Origin of the sequence: Myxococcus sp. NMCA1 (assembly GCF_026810205.1) — a bacterium.
In the GTDB taxonomy this organism is placed as follows: Bacteria; Myxococcota; Myxococcia; order Myxococcales; family Myxococcaceae; genus Myxococcus; species Myxococcus xanthus_A.
The window spans coordinates 7216645-7231538 of the sequence record NZ_CP113950.1 but is presented as its reverse complement, the minus strand read 5'-3'; the positions used below and the strand labels follow the sequence as shown (position 1 = coordinate 7231538).

18 protein-coding genes are annotated in these 14894 nt (G+C 70.2%); 16 read left to right on the top strand and 2 right to left on the bottom strand.

Annotation, left to right across the window (positions count from 1 at the left end):
* The first annotated feature begins 6 nt into the window (after positions 1-6).
* From OZ403_RS29815 to OZ403_RS29780, 8 genes are all read left to right on the top strand, one after another.
* Positions 7-888 carry a DUF58 domain-containing protein gene (locus OZ403_RS29815; RefSeq protein WP_140794686.1) on the top strand — a complete coding sequence of 294 codons (882 nt, stop codon included), beginning with the start codon at positions 7-9 and terminating at the stop codon, positions 886-888.
* Positions 885-1874: a hypothetical protein gene (locus OZ403_RS29810; RefSeq protein WP_140856604.1), complete on the top strand. Its 990-nt coding sequence runs from the start codon at positions 885-887 to the stop codon at positions 1872-1874. Before OZ403_RS29815 ends, OZ403_RS29810 begins: the two co-directional genes overlap by 4 nt.
* Positions 1849-2859, top strand: a complete 1011-nt coding sequence (locus tag OZ403_RS29805) for a vWA domain-containing protein (protein WP_140794684.1) — start codon at positions 1849-1851, stop codon at positions 2857-2859. Before OZ403_RS29810 ends, OZ403_RS29805 begins: the two co-directional genes overlap by 26 nt.
* Positions 2856-3917, top strand: coding sequence for a VWA domain-containing protein (locus OZ403_RS29800; protein WP_090490234.1), 1062 nt, complete (start codon positions 2856-2858; stop codon positions 3915-3917). The genes OZ403_RS29805 and OZ403_RS29800 overlap by 4 nt, the downstream gene beginning before the upstream one ends.
* Positions 3914-4924 (top strand): tetratricopeptide repeat protein, encoded by a 1011-nt coding sequence (locus OZ403_RS29795; RefSeq protein WP_140794683.1) that lies wholly within the window; start codon positions 3914-3916, stop codon positions 4922-4924. Before OZ403_RS29800 ends, OZ403_RS29795 begins: the two co-directional genes overlap by 4 nt.
* A complete protein-coding gene (locus tag OZ403_RS29790; RefSeq protein ID WP_268782372.1) occupies positions 4908-6797 on the top strand; it encodes a BatD family protein in 1890 nt (629 codons plus the stop codon). Before OZ403_RS29795 ends, OZ403_RS29790 begins: the two co-directional genes overlap by 17 nt.
* Positions 6794-7504 carry an SH3 domain-containing protein gene (locus OZ403_RS29785; protein ID WP_140794681.1) on the top strand — a complete coding sequence of 237 codons (711 nt, stop codon included), beginning with the start codon at positions 6794-6796 and terminating at the stop codon, positions 7502-7504. The genes OZ403_RS29790 and OZ403_RS29785 overlap by 4 nt, the downstream gene beginning before the upstream one ends.
* 104 nt (positions 7505-7608) lie before the next feature.
* On the top strand, positions 7609-7977 hold the full coding sequence (locus OZ403_RS29780; RefSeq protein ID WP_237077545.1) for a hypothetical protein: 369 nt from the start codon (positions 7609-7611) through the stop codon (positions 7975-7977).
* A gap of 18 nt (positions 7978-7995) precedes the next feature.
* Here OZ403_RS29780 and OZ403_RS29775 read toward each other — a convergent pair whose 3' ends face one another.
* Positions 7996-8946 carry a tetratricopeptide repeat protein gene (locus OZ403_RS29775; protein WP_268782371.1) on the bottom strand — a complete coding sequence of 317 codons (951 nt, stop codon included), beginning with the start codon at positions 8944-8946 and terminating at the stop codon, positions 7996-7998.
* A gap of 241 nt (positions 8947-9187) precedes the next feature.
* Here OZ403_RS29775 and OZ403_RS29770 point away from each other — a divergent pair, with 241 nt between their 5' ends.
* Positions 9188-9595 (top strand): response regulator, encoded by a 408-nt coding sequence (locus OZ403_RS29770; RefSeq protein WP_140794679.1) that lies wholly within the window; start codon positions 9188-9190, stop codon positions 9593-9595.
* A 12-nt stretch (positions 9596-9607) separates the two neighbouring features.
* On the opposite strand, the gene OZ403_RS29765 is transcribed toward OZ403_RS29770, so the two are convergent.
* The gene (locus tag OZ403_RS29765; RefSeq protein ID WP_174258925.1) at positions 9608-9934 is read right to left on the bottom strand and encodes a PilZ domain-containing protein; all 327 of its coding nucleotides are present in this window, start codon (positions 9932-9934) and stop codon (positions 9608-9610) included.
* Positions 9935-10158: 224 nt separating this feature from the next.
* Here OZ403_RS29765 and OZ403_RS29760 point away from each other — a divergent pair, with 224 nt between their 5' ends.
* The 7 genes from OZ403_RS29760 (at position 10159) to sctR (ending at position 14892) form a co-directional block, all read left to right on the top strand.
* Positions 10159-10626 (top strand): hypothetical protein, encoded by a 468-nt coding sequence (locus OZ403_RS29760; RefSeq protein WP_140794677.1) that lies wholly within the window; start codon positions 10159-10161, stop codon positions 10624-10626.
* Between the two features lie 15 nt (positions 10627-10641).
* Positions 10642-11127, top strand: coding sequence for an ATP-dependent helicase HrpB (locus tag OZ403_RS29755; protein WP_140794676.1), 486 nt, complete (start codon positions 10642-10644; stop codon positions 11125-11127).
* A 10-nt stretch (positions 11128-11137) separates the two neighbouring features.
* The gene (locus OZ403_RS29750; RefSeq protein ID WP_268782370.1) at positions 11138-11941 is read left to right on the top strand and encodes a flagellar M-ring protein FliF; all 804 of its coding nucleotides are present in this window, start codon (positions 11138-11140) and stop codon (positions 11939-11941) included.
* Between the two features lie 115 nt (positions 11942-12056).
* The gene (locus OZ403_RS29745) at positions 12057-12440 is read left to right on the top strand and encodes a hypothetical protein (protein ID WP_268782369.1); all 384 of its coding nucleotides are present in this window, start codon (positions 12057-12059) and stop codon (positions 12438-12440) included.
* Positions 12441-12587: 147 nt separating this feature from the next.
* Positions 12588-13733, top strand: coding sequence for a type III secretion system cytoplasmic ring protein SctQ (sctQ, locus tag OZ403_RS29740; protein ID WP_268782368.1), 1146 nt, complete (start codon positions 12588-12590; stop codon positions 13731-13733).
* 8 nt (positions 13734-13741) lie between these two features.
* Positions 13742-14164: a flagellar biosynthetic protein FliO gene (locus OZ403_RS29735; RefSeq protein WP_268782367.1), complete on the top strand. Its 423-nt coding sequence runs from the start codon at positions 13742-13744 to the stop codon at positions 14162-14164.
* On the top strand, positions 14161-14892 hold the full coding sequence (sctR, locus tag OZ403_RS29730) for a type III secretion system export apparatus subunit SctR (protein ID WP_140794672.1): 732 nt from the start codon (positions 14161-14163) through the stop codon (positions 14890-14892). The genes OZ403_RS29735 and sctR overlap by 4 nt, the downstream gene beginning before the upstream one ends.
* The last annotated feature ends 2 nt before the right edge of the window (positions 14893-14894 follow it).

Genomic DNA, 14894 nt, shown 5'->3' with positions numbered 1-14894 from the left:
CGCCCCGTGCTTCCCAAGGACCTCATCCGCCGCATCCGCAAGCTGGAGATTCGCACCCGCAAGGTGGTCTCCGACATGCTCGCCGGCCAGTACCATTCGGTCTTCAAGGGCCGGGGCATGGCCTTCTCCGAGGTGCGCCAGTACCAGCCCGGTGACGAGATTCGCATCATCGACTGGAACGTCACCGCGCGCATGGACGAGGCCTACGTCAAGGTCTTCACCGAGGAGCGCGAGCTGACGGTGATGCTGGTGGTGGACGTCTCCGCGTCGAAGGAGTTCGGCTCGCGCGAGCGCACCAAGTCGGAGATTGCCGCGGAGGTGGCGGCGCAGATTGCGTTCAGCGCCATCGCCAACAACGACCGGGTGGGGCTCGTCCTCTTCTCGGACCGGGTGGAGAAGGTGGTGCCGCCGCGCAAGGGCCGCACGCACGTGCTGCGGCTGGTGAGCGACATCCTCACGTTCCAGCCGCAGGGGCGTGGGACGGACCTGGCCGCGGGGCTCAACTACCTGACGCAGGTGGCGAAGCGGAAGGCCGTGACGTTCCTCATCTCCGACTTCCAGGCGCGCGACTACGAGAAGCCGCTACGGCTGGTGGGGCGCAAGCACGACCTGGTGCCAGTGGTGGTGGCGGACCCGTTGGAGGAGGCCTTCCCCCGGTTGGGCCTGGTGGACATGGAGGACCCGGAGACGGGCGAGCGCTTCGTCGTCGACACCAGCGACCCGCGCGTGCGGGGCCGCTTCGCCCGGGCCATGCAGGCCGCGCGCGACGAGCGGCGCAAGCTGTTCAAGAAGCTGGAGCTGGACCACGTGGAGCTGCGCGCGGGTGATGACCACGGCAAGGCGCTGGCGAACTTCTTCCGCGCGCGGGCCCGGAGGATGGCGGCATGAACCGGCTCTTCCCCCTGCTGGCGGTGTGGCTCGTGGTGGCGGCTCCGGCGTGGGCCCAGCCCCCTGCACCGGCGGCCGCGACGACGGACCAGGTCGAACCGCGGAACCTGTCCGTGCGGCTGGAGCCGCAGCAGGTCCGCATCGGTGACCCCTTCGTCTACGAGGTGGTCATCACCCATCCGAAGGACCACCGCTACGAACTGAAGGTGCCCCAGGAGACGGGGGACTTCGAGTTCCTGGACCAGACGCGCCAGCGCCAGGACGGGCCGGACTCTGCGACCACCACGTTCCGGGTGCGGATGTCCGCCTTCGCCCTGGGCTCGGTGGCGGTGCCCGAGCTGCCCTTCGACGTGGCCACGCCGGAGGGGCCCAAGGCGTTCACGGTGCCGGGCCGCACGGTGGATGTGACGTCCACGCTGCCGCCGGAAGCGGAAGGGCAGGGCGCGGACCTCTTCGACTACAAGCCGCCGGAGGAGGTGCCCATCCGTTCGTGGCGCCTGGTGCTCACGGTGCTGGGCGTGCTGGCGGCGGCGCTGCTGGCCTGGGTGCTCATCCGCTGGTGGAGGAACCGGCCCAAGCACGTGGAGGTAGTGCCGGCGCTGCCCCTGGACGTGCGCACCCGCAAGGCGCTGGACGCGCTGAAGGCGGAGGACCTGCCTTCGCGCGGCCGGGTGAAGGACTTCTACTTCCGGCTGTCCGAAATCGTCCGTGGTTATCTGGGCGAGCGTTACGGCTTCGAGGCGCTGGAGTGCACCAGCTCCGAGCTGATGGCGTCGCTGCGGCGCATGTCCACGCCGGGCCTGCCGGAGGACGCGCTGATGCGCTTCGTGTCCGAGTCGGACATGGTGAAGTACGCACGCGCGGATGCCTCCGCCGACGCCTGCCGCGACGCGCTGGCCTTCGGCTACTCGCTCATCGACACGACGTACGTTCCGCCACCGCCGCCCCAGGCTCCCGACAATGCCGCCGCTCCCCGCGTTCAATAACCCCGAGGCGCTCTGGGGACTGCTGCTCGTGCCGCTGCTGCTCTGGCAGGCCTGGCGGGAGCGGCGTGCCCGCGCCACGCTGCGTTTCTCCGCGGCGCACGTCTTCGCCCGGGGTGGCCGCGGCTTCCGCACGTACCTGTTGCCGCTGTTGCCGCTGTTGCGCGTGGCGGCGGTGACGGCGGCGGTGCTGGCCATCGCTCGGCCGCAGGTGCGTGACTCGCGCGTGCGGGACTTGTCGGTGGAGGGCATCGACATCGTGGTGGCGTTGGACCTGTCCACGTCGATGGAGGCCGGTGACTTCCGTCCGCAGAACCGCATGCACGTCGCCAAGGAAGTGCTGAGCGAGTTCATCGCCAACCGGGTGAACGACCGCATCGGCCTGGTGGTGTTCGCGGGCGCGGCGTACACGCAGGCGCCGCTGACGTTGGACTACGGCGTGCTGAAGGAAGTGGTGAAGCAGCTGCGCACGCGCGTGCTGGAGGACGGCACGGCGATTGGTGACGCGCTGGCCACGTCCCTCAATCGCCTGCGGGACTCGGAGGCGAAGAGCCGGGTGGTGGTGCTCATCACCGACGGCGACAACAACTCCGGGAAGATTTCGCCCATGGACTCGGCGAACATGGCCCAGGCGCTGAAGGTGCCCATCTACACGATTCTGGTGGGCAAGGGCGGCAAGGTGCCCTTCCCGCAAGGCACGGACCTGTTCGGCAACACCGTGTGGCGTGACACGGAGATTCCCATCAACCCGGAGCTGATGCAGGACATCGCGGACCGCACCGGCGGCGAGTACTACCGCGCCACGGACCCCGAGCAGCTGCGTGAGGGACTCCAGAAGGTGCTCGATTCGCTGGAGCGCTCGAAGCTGATGGAGGGCGGCGCCAGCGCCACCTACCGCGAGGAGTTCCATCCCTTCCTCCTGGCCGCCTTCGGCCTCGCCGCGCTGGAGTTGCTCCTGCGCGCCTCCTTCCTGAGGGTCTTCCCGTGACGCCCGTGGAACCCTGGCGCTTCACCGTGCTCGGCTACCAGGCGGGGCTCGCGCAGCCCCTCTTCCTGCTGTTCGTGCTCGCGGGCATGACGCTGGGCCTGCTCGCGCTGGTGGGGGCGCTGCGGCGCCGCTCGCGCGTGCGGGCGCTGCTGCATGAACGCCACGCGGAGCGCTTCACGCCGGGCGTGTCGGTGTGGCGTCCGGCCACGCAGGGCGGGCTGTACGGCCTGGGGTTGGCGCTCTTCGGCTTCGCGCTGGCGCAGCCGCAGTGTGGCACCAAGAGCGAGCTGACGAAGCGGCGCGGCATCGACGTGGTGGTGGCGTTGGATGCCTCCAAGTCCATGCTGGCGCGGGACATCCAGCCCAGCCGCCTGGAGCGCGCGAAGCTGGAACTGACCACGCTGCTGGACGAGCTGAAGGGCGACCGCGTGGGCCTGGTGGTGTTCGCGGGGGATGCGTTCATCCAGTCCCCGCTCACGTCGGACTACTCGGCGGTGAAGCTGTTCCTGCGCGCGGTGGACCCGGAGGTGATGCCCCAGGGCGGCACCAACGTGGGCGCGGCGCTGCGACTGTCGCGGCAGGTGCTGGAGAACGCGGACCGCGGCTCGAAGGAGCGCGTGGTCGTCCTGCTGACGGACGGCGAGGACCTGGTGGGCGACGTGGCGGAGGCCACCGAGGCGCTGAAGGATGCGGGCGTGCAGGTGCTGGCGGTGGGCGTGGGCTCGGAGTCCGGTGAGCCCATCCCCGTCTTCGACCGGCGCGGCGCGTTCGTGGACTACAAGAAGGACGCCGCGGGGGAGACGGTGATTACGCGGTTGGACCGGGCGGGGCTGACGGCCATCGCCGAGGCCACCGGGGGCACCTTCTACTTCCAGCCCCGTGGCGTGGCCATGTCGCAGGTGGTGGAGCGCATCGACCAGATGCAGAAGAGTGAGCTGGAGAGCCGGGTGACGGTCCGCTACGACGAGCGCTTCCAGTCGTTCGCCATTCCGGGGCTGGCCTTGCTGGCGCTGGGCATGTTGCTGCTGCCGTCGTCGCGCCGGAGGCCGTCGCCATGAGCGCCGTGAAGACGCGCGCGGCGCGGTGGCTGACGTGGGGCCTGGTGACGTCGCTGGCGTTGCCGTCGCCCGTGTGGGCCGCGGGGCCGCTGGAGCGGGACCACCCGTTGGTGGAGCAGGGCCGCGAGGCGTACACGGCGGGCCGCTTCGAGGAAGCGCTGGAGGCGTTCGAGGCCGCGAAGAAGGAGCGCCCCAACGACGTCACGGTGGACTTCAATCGCGCGGACGCGATGGCCAAGCTGGGGCGCATCGCGGATGCGAAGGCGCTGTTCCAGTCGGTGACGGAGTCCAACCGCGCCGACCTCCGGCAGAAGGCCTGGTACAATCTGGGCAACCTGCATGCGACCACCGGAGACCGGCAGGAAGCGCTGAAGGCCTACCGGCGCGCGCTCACGCTGGACCCGCAGGACGTGCAGGCCCGCCACAACTACGAGGTGGTGCTGCGCAACCTGCCGCCGCCGCAGGACAAGGGCCAGGATGGCGGCACGGACGGTGGCAACGACGGCGGCAGTGATGGTGGGCGCCCGGATGCCGGCGAGGACGGCGGCACGAAGGGCGACGGCGGCACGCCCCAGGACGGTGGCACCGATGGTGGCTCGGACGGCGGTGCCGACGGAGGCGCGGATGGCGGCGCCAGCGATGGCGGCATGGACGGCGGTGCCGACGGTGGCGACGGTGATGGTGGCAGCGACGGCGGCTCCGACGGAGGCGCGGACGGCGGCGACCAGGGCCCACCGGACAAGGGCGACGGGGGCGCGGACGGCGGCGCGGATGGTGGACAGGACGACGGAGAGGGCGAGCCCCAGGACGGTGGCAGCGACGGCGGCAGCGCGGGAGAAGAAGACTCGGAGGAATCCGAGGCGGACGGTGGCTCCAGCCAGTCGGACCTGGACCGGCAGGAGGCGGAGCGCCTGCTGGATGCGATGAAGCAGAATGAGAAGAACCTCCAGCTCTGGCGGTTCCAGCAGAAGAAGAAGCAGAGGAAGCCGAATGAGAAGGACTGGTAGCGCCCTCGGCGTGGTGTTCGCCGTGTTCGCCCTGCTGGCCAGCGCGCCGGCGTGGGCGGCCTCGGACGACCTCGATTTCTACCAGACGGCGGACCGTGAGGAGGTGGGCACCGAGGACACCTTCCGCCTCACGGTGGTGGTGGTGGACGCGCCCGCCAACGCGCAGGTGAAGCTGCCGGAGTCGGGGGACTTCTCCATCCTCTCCAGCTCGCGCAGCAGCCAGCGCTCCATCTCCCTGTCGGGCGGTGGCCCCGCCGTCATCCAGGACGTCACGCGGCACGTGTTGGTGATGCAGGCCACGCGCGCGGGGCGGCTCAAGATTCCACCGTCGCAAATCACGGTGCGCGGCAAGACGTACCGCACGCAGCCCGTGGAGTTGACGGTGAAGGCCGGCCGGGTGGGCGGTGCGCCGCCGTCCGGCCAGGCGGGGCGCGGGAGTGGCCGGCAGCCGGATCCCTTCTCCAGCATCCAGTCGCAGATGCAGCAGATGGAAGAGGCCTTCGGCGACATGATGGAGCCGGACCGGCCCACGATTCCCCGTGGGGACTCCGACCTCTTCCTGCGCGCCAGCCTGGACCGGGACAACGTGTACGTGGGCGAGCAGGTGACGCTGTCGCTCTACATCTATTCGCGCGTGGACCTGTCCAGCGTGGACGCCGTCACCATGCCCAAGCTGGAGGGCTTCTGGACGGAAGAGGTGGAGAGCCCCACGCAGCTGTCGGGCGAGCAGCGCGTGGTGGACGGCATCCCGTACCGCGCCTACCTGCTGCGCCGCCGCGCCATCTTCCCGGTGAAGTCCGGCACGCTGTCCATCACCCCCGCGGAGGCGGACATCACCACCGGCTTCCTCTTCGCCGGCCACCGCGTGCACCGGGTGTCCAACGCGCTCAAGGTGAAGGTGAAGCCGCTGCCGCCCGGTGGGCCGGAGGACATGCCCAACGCGCACGTGGGCAACTGGAAGCTGTCCATGGACGTCTCGCAGACGCGCGTGGAGCTGGGCCAGCCCGTCACGGTGAAGGTCAGCCTGGAAGGGGTGGGCAACGTGAAGAACGTCACGCCCCCCGCGCTGAAGGGCCCCGCCGCGCTCAAGATTTATGACCCCACCACGACGGACAAGGTGTCGCCGCAGCGCCACCGTGTGCAGGGCCGGCGGGTGATGGAGTACCTGGTGATGCCGCAGCGCACGGGCAGCTTCACGTTGCCCGCGCTGGAGTTCACCTACTTCGACCCGCGCGCCCGCAAGTACGAGGTGTCGCGCACCGACCCGGTGACGATTACGGTGGAGGCGGGCGCGGGCGGAGCATCGTCCATCGCCTCGGCGTCGCCTCAGTCTTCGTCGGACCAGGCCAACGAGCAGAAGAACGTGCTGACAGCGGGAGGCCTGCGGCCGGTGCGCTACCAGGCCCAATTCGAGGCGCCGGGCGTGCCCGTGTGGAAGCGGGGCTTCTTTGTCCCGACGGTGCTGGCCCCGCTGGGGCTGCTGCTGGGCGTGACGCTGATGGGCGGCGTGCGCGGGCGGCTGGCGCTGCGCAGCGAGGCGGGGCGTGGGCGTCAGCAGGCGAAGGCCGCGCGCAAGCGTCTGGCGGATGCGGAGAAGCTCCAGTCCAGCGGGGACGTGGGGGCCTTCTACGGCGAGGTGGAGAAGGCGCTGCACGGCTTCCTGGAGGCGCGGCTGGGCATGCCGGTGGTGGGCCTCACCCGTGAGGTGCTCGCCGAGAAGCTGACAGCGGCGGGCGCGAATGAGGAGCGGCGCGCCAAGGTGCTCTTCGTGCTGGAGGCGTGCGACTTCGGGCGTTACGGCGGCGGGGGTGACCCGGCCGAGCGACAGAAGGTGATGGATGCCGCCGCGGCGGCCATGGAGGGCTGGGCGTGAGCGGCTACTACACGCCGGAAGAGGCGCAGGACATCTTCCTCAAGGCCAACGAGGCCTACGCGCGCGAGGACTACGCGGCGGCCAAGGAGGGCTACGAGAAGCTGCTGGCGAACGGCCAGGGCGGCCCCGACGTGCTCTACAACCTGGGCACCACGCACCTGGCGCAAGGCGATTTGGGCCGCGCGGTGCTGTCGCTCGAGCAGGCCCGGAAGGAAGGGGGCCAGGCTCCAGATTTGGAAGCCAACCTCGCGGTGGCCCGGGCGCGACAGGTGGACAAGGTGGTGGGCGCCACCGCCGAGGACGCCTTCCTGCCTCGCGTCGCCGCGGCCACGGATGGCCCGGTGGTGGCGTGGACCTTCCTGGGCACCTGGGTGGCGGCCTTCGTCCTCGTGCTGCTCTGGCGGTTGCTGGGACGGGGCCGGCGGACGGCGGTGGGCGTGCTGGCGGTCCTGCTCTTCGCGGTGGCGGTGCCGTCAGGGCTGCTGGTGGCCACGCACGCCTACGTGGGGGCCACGGTGCACGAGGCCGTGGTGCTGGCGCCCACGCTGGTGGCGCGCGAGCTGCCTCAGCCCGGCGCCCGTTCCATCTTCGAGGTGCACGCCGGCCTCAAGGTGCGCCTGCTCGAAGAGACGGGCCGCTTCGTCCGTATCCGTCTGCCCAACGGCCTGGAGGGCTGGGCCGAGCGGGAAGGCGTGGCCGAAATCTGAGGCGTGCGCGGAGGACAGGGACGCGAAAGCCTGGAAATGCCCGCCATTTGGAGGGTAGACTGCCTCCGGAGGGATGGCGGGTATTGCCAGGAGGTCGTGGCCCTGTGTTTTCGGTCGAGGCACTCGTTGGCAAGAACCGGCTGGTCATCCGCCTCTGGGGTGTCGTCACGGAGGAGGAAGCGCTCCAGATTGGCGATGCGTCGCTGCGCGCGCTCGAGCGGCTCCGGCCGGGCTTCGACATCCTGTCTGATTTGACGGGCGTGACGGAGCTCCCGGAGTCGGGCTCGGGGCAGATTGAGCGCGTTGTCGAAGCGGCCCGGGTCCGCGGCTTTCGCCGGGTGGTGCGCGTGGTGGGGCGCTCCGCGTTGGCGGCGGTGCGGTTCCAGCGCAGCAGCCGGAACGTGGGGCACGAGGCCTACCTGGCCTTCTCCCTCGAAGAGGCGGAGCAACTGCTGGAGGGCGGCTGGACGTGAGCCGCGGCACGGCGCCGGTCAGCTCCGGCGGCCCGTGAGGCGCGCGAAGAGGCCGCGTTTCTCTTCCTTGTGAGGGCTCGGGGAGGCCGCCGCGAGGCCTGTCACCTTGAGCAGGTTCTGCTGGAAGACGGGATGGTTCGGCTCCAGCGCCACCGCGCGCTTCAGCAGCTCCACGGCCCGCCGGTAGTCCTTGCGCTGGTGGACCAGGATGAGGGCCAGCTTGCTGTAGAGCACCGCGGCTTCGGGCACCCGGGCAATGGCGCGGGTGAGCACGTCGATGGCCCGGTCCACCTGGCCCTCGCGCTCCCACCGCACGGCGCGCTGGAGGAAGTCCTCCGCCGACCCTGGCTCGATTCCGAGCCGCCGGACGGTGCGCGGTGGGATGATGGGCGGGCTCGGGGGCACTTGCCGCGTGGGAGGCTCCTCGTCCCCGAGTGCCATGGGCTCTGGCACGAGGAAGTCCTGCCCGTCCAGGATGGGCAACTCGTCCGTCATCGTGCGCATGGCGGGCGCGCCAGGCAGGCGGTGGAGCTCCACGACGCCGCGCTCCAGCAATGCCTTGAGGACGACCTTCACCTCGATTTCGGGCAGCCGCGCCGCCTGGGCCAGCTCCGGCACGGCATGGTCCCCGTCGATGAAGGAGGCGATGTGCGCCTCGAAGGGGTGGAGCGGCTGGAGCGCGATGTCCAACCCGGCGCGCAGGTGCGGCACGGTGTGCGCGTCCATGGGAACCGTGAAGCGCGCGGTGGCCAGGTCATGCGGTGTGGGGTGCTGGGGCGGGGGCCTCGGCAGCTCCATGGTGCGCGTTCGCTGCGGCGGGGACAGCAGCGCCCGGACGATGGTGGGCTCGGTGATGATGTACTCGCCGCTGGCCTGCTGCGGGTCCAGCAACAACCCGCACTGTGTGCACTGGAAGTCGTTTCCACCCACTGCCGCCCGGCACTCGGGACATTCGAGTTTCGCAGTCATTCCCGGGTCATCATAGCGCCCGGTTTCTGGCCGTGTTGGACGGGGCAGTGCCCCCCTTGGCTACGCTCGCCTGTCAGCCCTCCTAATCGAAAAGCAAGGCATCCAGTGTGTGTCCCGCTTACGTATGGAGGAGACGGGTGCCATTGCACAATCCGTTGCATCCTCCCTGGTGCGGCTACGCCCCGGAGGGCTATACCGCGCGCGGCGGGTGGCATTGGCATCGTGTTTCGTCCGGAGAACCATGGCTGGCAATTCCCAGGCACCCTTCCACATCCTTCTGGTCGAGGATGAGCCGGTCATCCGGGAGCTGGTGCGCTCCATGCTGAGTGACGGCACCGTGGACGTGGTGTGCGCCGCCACGGGGCTGGAGGGCCTGAAGCTGGCCAAGAGCCAGACGTTCCACCTCATCCTGATGGATGTGGTGTTGCCGCAGCTGGACGGCATTTCCGTGTGCCGCATCCTCAAGGGGGACCCGGCCACCGCAGGGGTGCCTCTCTACATGCTCACCGCGAAGGCGAAGCGCTCCGATATGGAGAGCGCCACCCAGGCGGGGGCGGACGGCTACATCCACAAGCCCTTCCGGGGCGCCGAGCTGATGGCGCTGGTGGAGCGGCTGCGCGAAGCGGGGCCGAAGCCGGAGCTGCCCTGAGTCAGGCGGGCTTCAGGGCAGGCGCGGGTGGAGGTAGCGCGCCAGGGCGATGAGGTCGTCCCAGTCCAGCTCGCCGAACTCCAGCGCCACACCGTCCACTTCGCGGCGGCGAATCTGGCAGGTGGTGACGATTTCCCGGTCGCCGGGCAGCGGCACCGCGATGGCGAGCTCCCGCGCGGTGTCGGCCGGGTGGGCCATCAGGAACAGGCCCGCCATGGACACGTCTCGAGCGCGAACCATCACCGAGCGTCCCTTGAGGAGCACCTTCACGGGGAGGTTGGCGTCGACGCGCGGGTGAAAGCGCTCGGCAATCTGGGGGCCGCCATCGGTCGTCCGCACCGGGTTTCTCCTCTTCTCCACACAACAGGGTGCAACAACTCTGAGGCACTCCGGAGCGGACGCAAGTTTCCAGCCAGGGCCGCCGTCCAGCCTCCCGGACGCTCCTCCCGGTTCGCGGAGCGCTTCCGGACCCGCCGTGGCGGCTCATCGCCTGGGATTGCCGGGGGTTATCCCTGGCACGGCGGCTGAAATGGGGCCGGGCAACTCTCCGCAGGAGGCTGCCCGTGTCCAATGACAGTCGGATTCCCACACTGACCATCACCCATACGGTTCCGCGTCAGACGCCGCAGAACGACTTCGGCACGGTGCTGGCGCGCGCGGCGAACGAGGTGGTGCGCTCGGGAGCGGGCCTGGTGGGCGGCATGATTCCGGGTGGGCCCATCGTCAGCGCGGCCGTCTCCAGCGCGAAGACGGTGGTGTCGGCGGTGGCGCCGAAGACGATGGGGGCGGGGATGCCCGCCACAGCGGAGACGGGGGGAGCGGCGGGCGCGGGGGCCGCGGCGGGCAACCAGGAGGCGTGGGACCTGCTGGAGGCGCAGAAGGTGCTCGCCGCGGAGGGCCAGAAGTTCAACATGGCCTACCTGCAGCTCCAGAACGAGATGCAGAAGGAGAGCCGCGAGCACACCGCCGTCTCCAACATCATGAAGGTCCGCCACGACTCCGCGAAGGCGGCCATCAACAACATCCGCTGAGGAGCGACACCAGCCATGGCCATGGACACGTTGGGGCCGGTGGGGGGAGCGGGCGCGTCGCCCGCGGTGGAGCCCAGCCGGGAGCGATTCAGCAAGGTGTTGGACGAGGTGAAGGGGCCTGCGAAGGGCACAGGGGTTCCGGTGGCCACGGAGGGGCCGCCGAAGCCCGCGCCCACGGCGGCGCCGCGGGGTGTCTCCCGGGCCGAAGGGGTGGGACCCGCGGCGCCGGGCTGCGCGGACGTGAAGCCGGGCACTCGCGTGGACTCGGTGCAGGCGGCGCGAGCACAGCAGGCGGCGCAGGTGTTGGACCGGGTGGGGCAGGCGCAAAAGCGGCTGGACCACATCCTTCAGTTGGCGCAGTCCGGCCGCAGCTTCACGCCCGCGGAGTTGCTCGCGTTGCAGGCCCATGTCTACCGGGCGAGCCAGGAACTCGACCTCGCCGGCAAGGTCGTCGAGAAGGCGACTGGCGGCGTCAAGCAGGTCCTCCAGACCCAGGTTTGAGGAGCACCCGATGCTTTTGCTTTTCCGTCGCGCTGTCTTCGTCCTCCTACTCGTGAGCGTCACGGCCTGCCGCGAGCGCATCCAGCATGGCTTGGATGAGCGGCAGGCCAACGAGCTTCAATCCGTGCTCGTCGAGCGAGGGCTCGACGCGCGCAAGGTCCCCGAGGCGGGCAAGAAGCCCACGTGGTCCATCGAGGTGGCGGACGAGCACGCCTCGGACGCGGTCCGCATCCTGTCGGAGCTGGGGCTGCCGAGGCTGAAGGAGGAAGTGGGGTGTGACGTCTTCGGCGGTGGCGGGCTGGTGCGCACGCCGGTGGAGGAGAGCGTCTGCCGAGTGAGGGTGATGGAGCGGAGCCTGGAGAAGACGCTCCAATCCGTGGAAGGGGTGCTGCTCGCGCGCGTCCACCTGGTGGTGCCCGCGCCGCCGAGAGTGGGACAGGCCCCGGGTCCATCGAAGGCATCGGCCATGCTTCGCGTGGCGCCGGGCAATGCGGCACGGGTGCGACAATCCTCCGAGACGTTGAAGGTCCTCCTCGCGGGGGGTGTGGAGGGCTTGTCGCCAGAAGCCGTCTCGCTGTTGGTGGACGAGGTCTCCACCCGAGTGGAGGCTCCGACGGTGGTGGGCGTGTCTCCGCTGACCCGACTGCGTGCCCTCCTGGCGGTGTTGAGCCTCATGGTGACGGGGCTGTCGGTGGCGCTGGTGCTGGTGACGCTCCGGATGCGGCACTACCGCGACCGGACGCCGACTCCGTCCGCGCCGCCTGGACCCGCGCGGCCCGTGTTGTCACCGGGACCGGCGCGCAAGGTGGCGTGAGGTGTCCATGGAGAGCGAACGCATGGATGCGACACGCGTAGGGCGCAAGCCTCGGCCCGGCCGGAGCTCCGCGTCCGTCCGGGCCGCTGCACCGACCGAGGAGGTGCCCCGTCTCGTGGGCCCCTTGCCGATTCCACTCGAACGCCTCGCGCTCGTCGCGTGGGTGCTGGGGCGGGAGCGGGCGGGCACCCTGCTGGGCGAACTGGGCGAGGAATCGGCGGTGCGTGCGCGGGAGCACCTCCAGCGTCTGTCCGCGCTGCCCTCCGCGCAGCGACAGGCGAAGGTGGCGGTGGAGTTCGGGGAGCGAGCTGATGCCGCTGCTCGGCTGCGGCGCCTCATGAGTGACGCGCCTCCCATGCTTCGCCGGGAAATCTTTCGGCGTCTGCCTCCGTACCACCGGACCTTGTTTCCCGACGGAAGTCTGGCGCATCAGGCGTCAGAGGTGCCTCCCTCGCTGGGGGCACTGGCCGAGCGCCTGATTCGCGAGGCCACGCGCTGAGTCTGGAGGCGGCGCCGTCCCGGCCCGCGTACCCGGCGTCCCGCGCACGGATGCCATGCCTTCCCAACCCCGCGACTCCACGAGCCCGGCCCCTGGCGGGGGCCCTGCACGGTTGGGGTGCGTCCTGTTGCAGCAGCGGAGCCACCGATGAATACCCGAATCGAATACGCCTCCAGCCGGAAGGTCCGCCCCCTGCGCCGCTTGGGAACGCGCCGGCTGACCCGGGCGCACCTCGTGCTCGCGGAGCGGCCCCAGGCCGCGAGCCTCGGACGGGCTGCGCTGGAGGCGGTGACGACGGCACTGACTCGGGAACTCGGCTGTTTGGTGAACGCGGAGGCCCGTTTCCTGGAGTCCGTCGTCTCGCCTTCGGTCGGACTGGGCGAGCCCGCGATTTTCGCGCTGCTGGAGCTGTCGGCGGTGGGAGGCACGGCGGTGCTGGAGCTGGAGCCCTCGCTCGCCTTCATGGGGCTGGAGCGCATCGCTGGCGCGGGGCAGCGGCCCGGCGTGGTGACGGAGTTGGCCCGGTTGGAAGAGTCGACGTTGGCCTATGTCCTGCTGGTCGCGCTCTCCGCGGTGAGGGCGGCGGGCGGGGCGTACCCGTGGCTCGGTCCACGGCTCGCGGGCGTGACGATGTCCAGGGCGGACGTGGTGGCGCGCTTGGACCCTCGCGAACCCTTGGTTGGCATTGAGCTGATGGTGGCCGTGGGCGAGTCGCGCGCGGGCGCGCGGTTGCTGCTGCCGTCACAGGTGGTCCAGACGGTGTTCCAAGCGCTTCCGATGGAGCGTGCGCCGGGCATCGCGCCAGAGGTGCTGGCCGCCTCGCTGGAGGCCCGGTGCCTCGTAGGCCAGACACCGCTGTCCGCGAACGCTCTGGACGCGCTCGTGGTGGGGGACGTCGTCGTCTTTGAAGGCGTGCACAAGCAGGCCGGCCAGCTCTTCGGGCCGGGGCGGCTGGTGACGCGCGGATTCGCGCTCTCGGGAGACTTCCTCGCCGAGGGCTTTTCACTGACCCGCGCGCAGGGGCGCGGGATTCCCCAGGAGTCGGACATGGTGGCCGTGAACAAGCAGGAGGAGGGCATGCCTCCGCTGCCCGTGGATGTGGAAATCGAGCTGACGCGGGTGATGATTCCCCTGTCGGAACTCGCGGCGCTCAAGCCTGGCGCGCTGCTTCCCCTGCACATCAACGTCAGTGAGCCAGTGGTGCTGCGCGTGGGAGACCGCGCGGTGGCCCGCGCCGAGTTGGTGGAAATCGAGGGCGAGGTTGGAGCCCGCGTCCTGGCGCTGCTGCCGTGAGCCCCGTCATGAATGCACAGCGTTTCGTTCCTTCGCCGCGCTCGCGCTTGCTGTTGGCGGGGGCACTGGTGCTGGGGTTGGCGGTGATCGGCCCGGTGGCTGGGGTGTCCACCACGGTGGCCGCGCGGTGGTTGCTGGGCGTCGTGGCGCTGGCCGCGTTGGGGTGGTGGTTGCACCGGCGCGGCGCTGTCGTCACGGGCGCACCCATGGCGCCACGGCTGAATGTCGTATCGCGAGCGGGACTGTCGCAGCGGTGCGGTGTGGCGCTCGTGGAGGTGGATGGGCGCAGCTACCTGGTGGCCTTCGGTGACGCGTTCGCGGAGATTCGCGAGACGGCAGCGCCAGCGCCGGAGTTTGGCGATGTCCTGGCGCAGGCCCGGCGGCTCATGCCCAGGTCCCGCACGATTCGGGGCAGGCGGGAGGGGCCATGAGCCACGGCTTGCTGGGAGCGCTCCTGCTGGTTCCTGCCGTGGCCGCCGCGGCGGAGAGCTCACTGTCGCGGATGTCGTACGCGGGCAGCCCTCTGTCGATGATGGGCATGCTCGCGGTGATGTCGCTGCTGCCGTTCGCGGTGCTGATGCTGACGAGCTTCTCGAAGATCGCCGTCGTGTTGTCGCTGGCCCGCTCGGCCATGGGCACGCAGCAGGCGCCGCCTACCATCGTGCTCACGGGCCTGGCGGCGGTGCTCACCGGGCACATCATGGCCCCGGTGATGGAACGCATGTACGACGCCGGGCAGGTGGCCTACGCGGAGGTGGCGTCGGGTTCCGGCGCGGAGATGCTCTCCGCCGCGAGCCGCGTGTCGGAGCCGCTGCGCGCCTTCCTGGTCAAGCACGGGAGCGCTGAGGAGCGAGCGCGCTTCGTGGACCTGGCGCGGGAGCTGCGGCCGGTGGAGGAGATGGACGTGGTGCGGGAGACGGACCTCTTCGTCGTCATTCCGGCCTTCGTCATCACCGAGCTGAAGGAAGCCTTCCAGATTGGCTTCCTCGTCTTCCTCCCGTTCCTCGTGCTGGACATGGTGATTGCCAACGTGCTGCTCGCGCTGGGCATGCAGACGCTGTCACCCAGCCAGGTGAGTCTACCCTTCAAGATTCTCCTCTTCGTCGCCGTGGATGGCTGGTCGCTGCTCGCGCGGGGCCTCATCCTCGGCTACCGGTGACG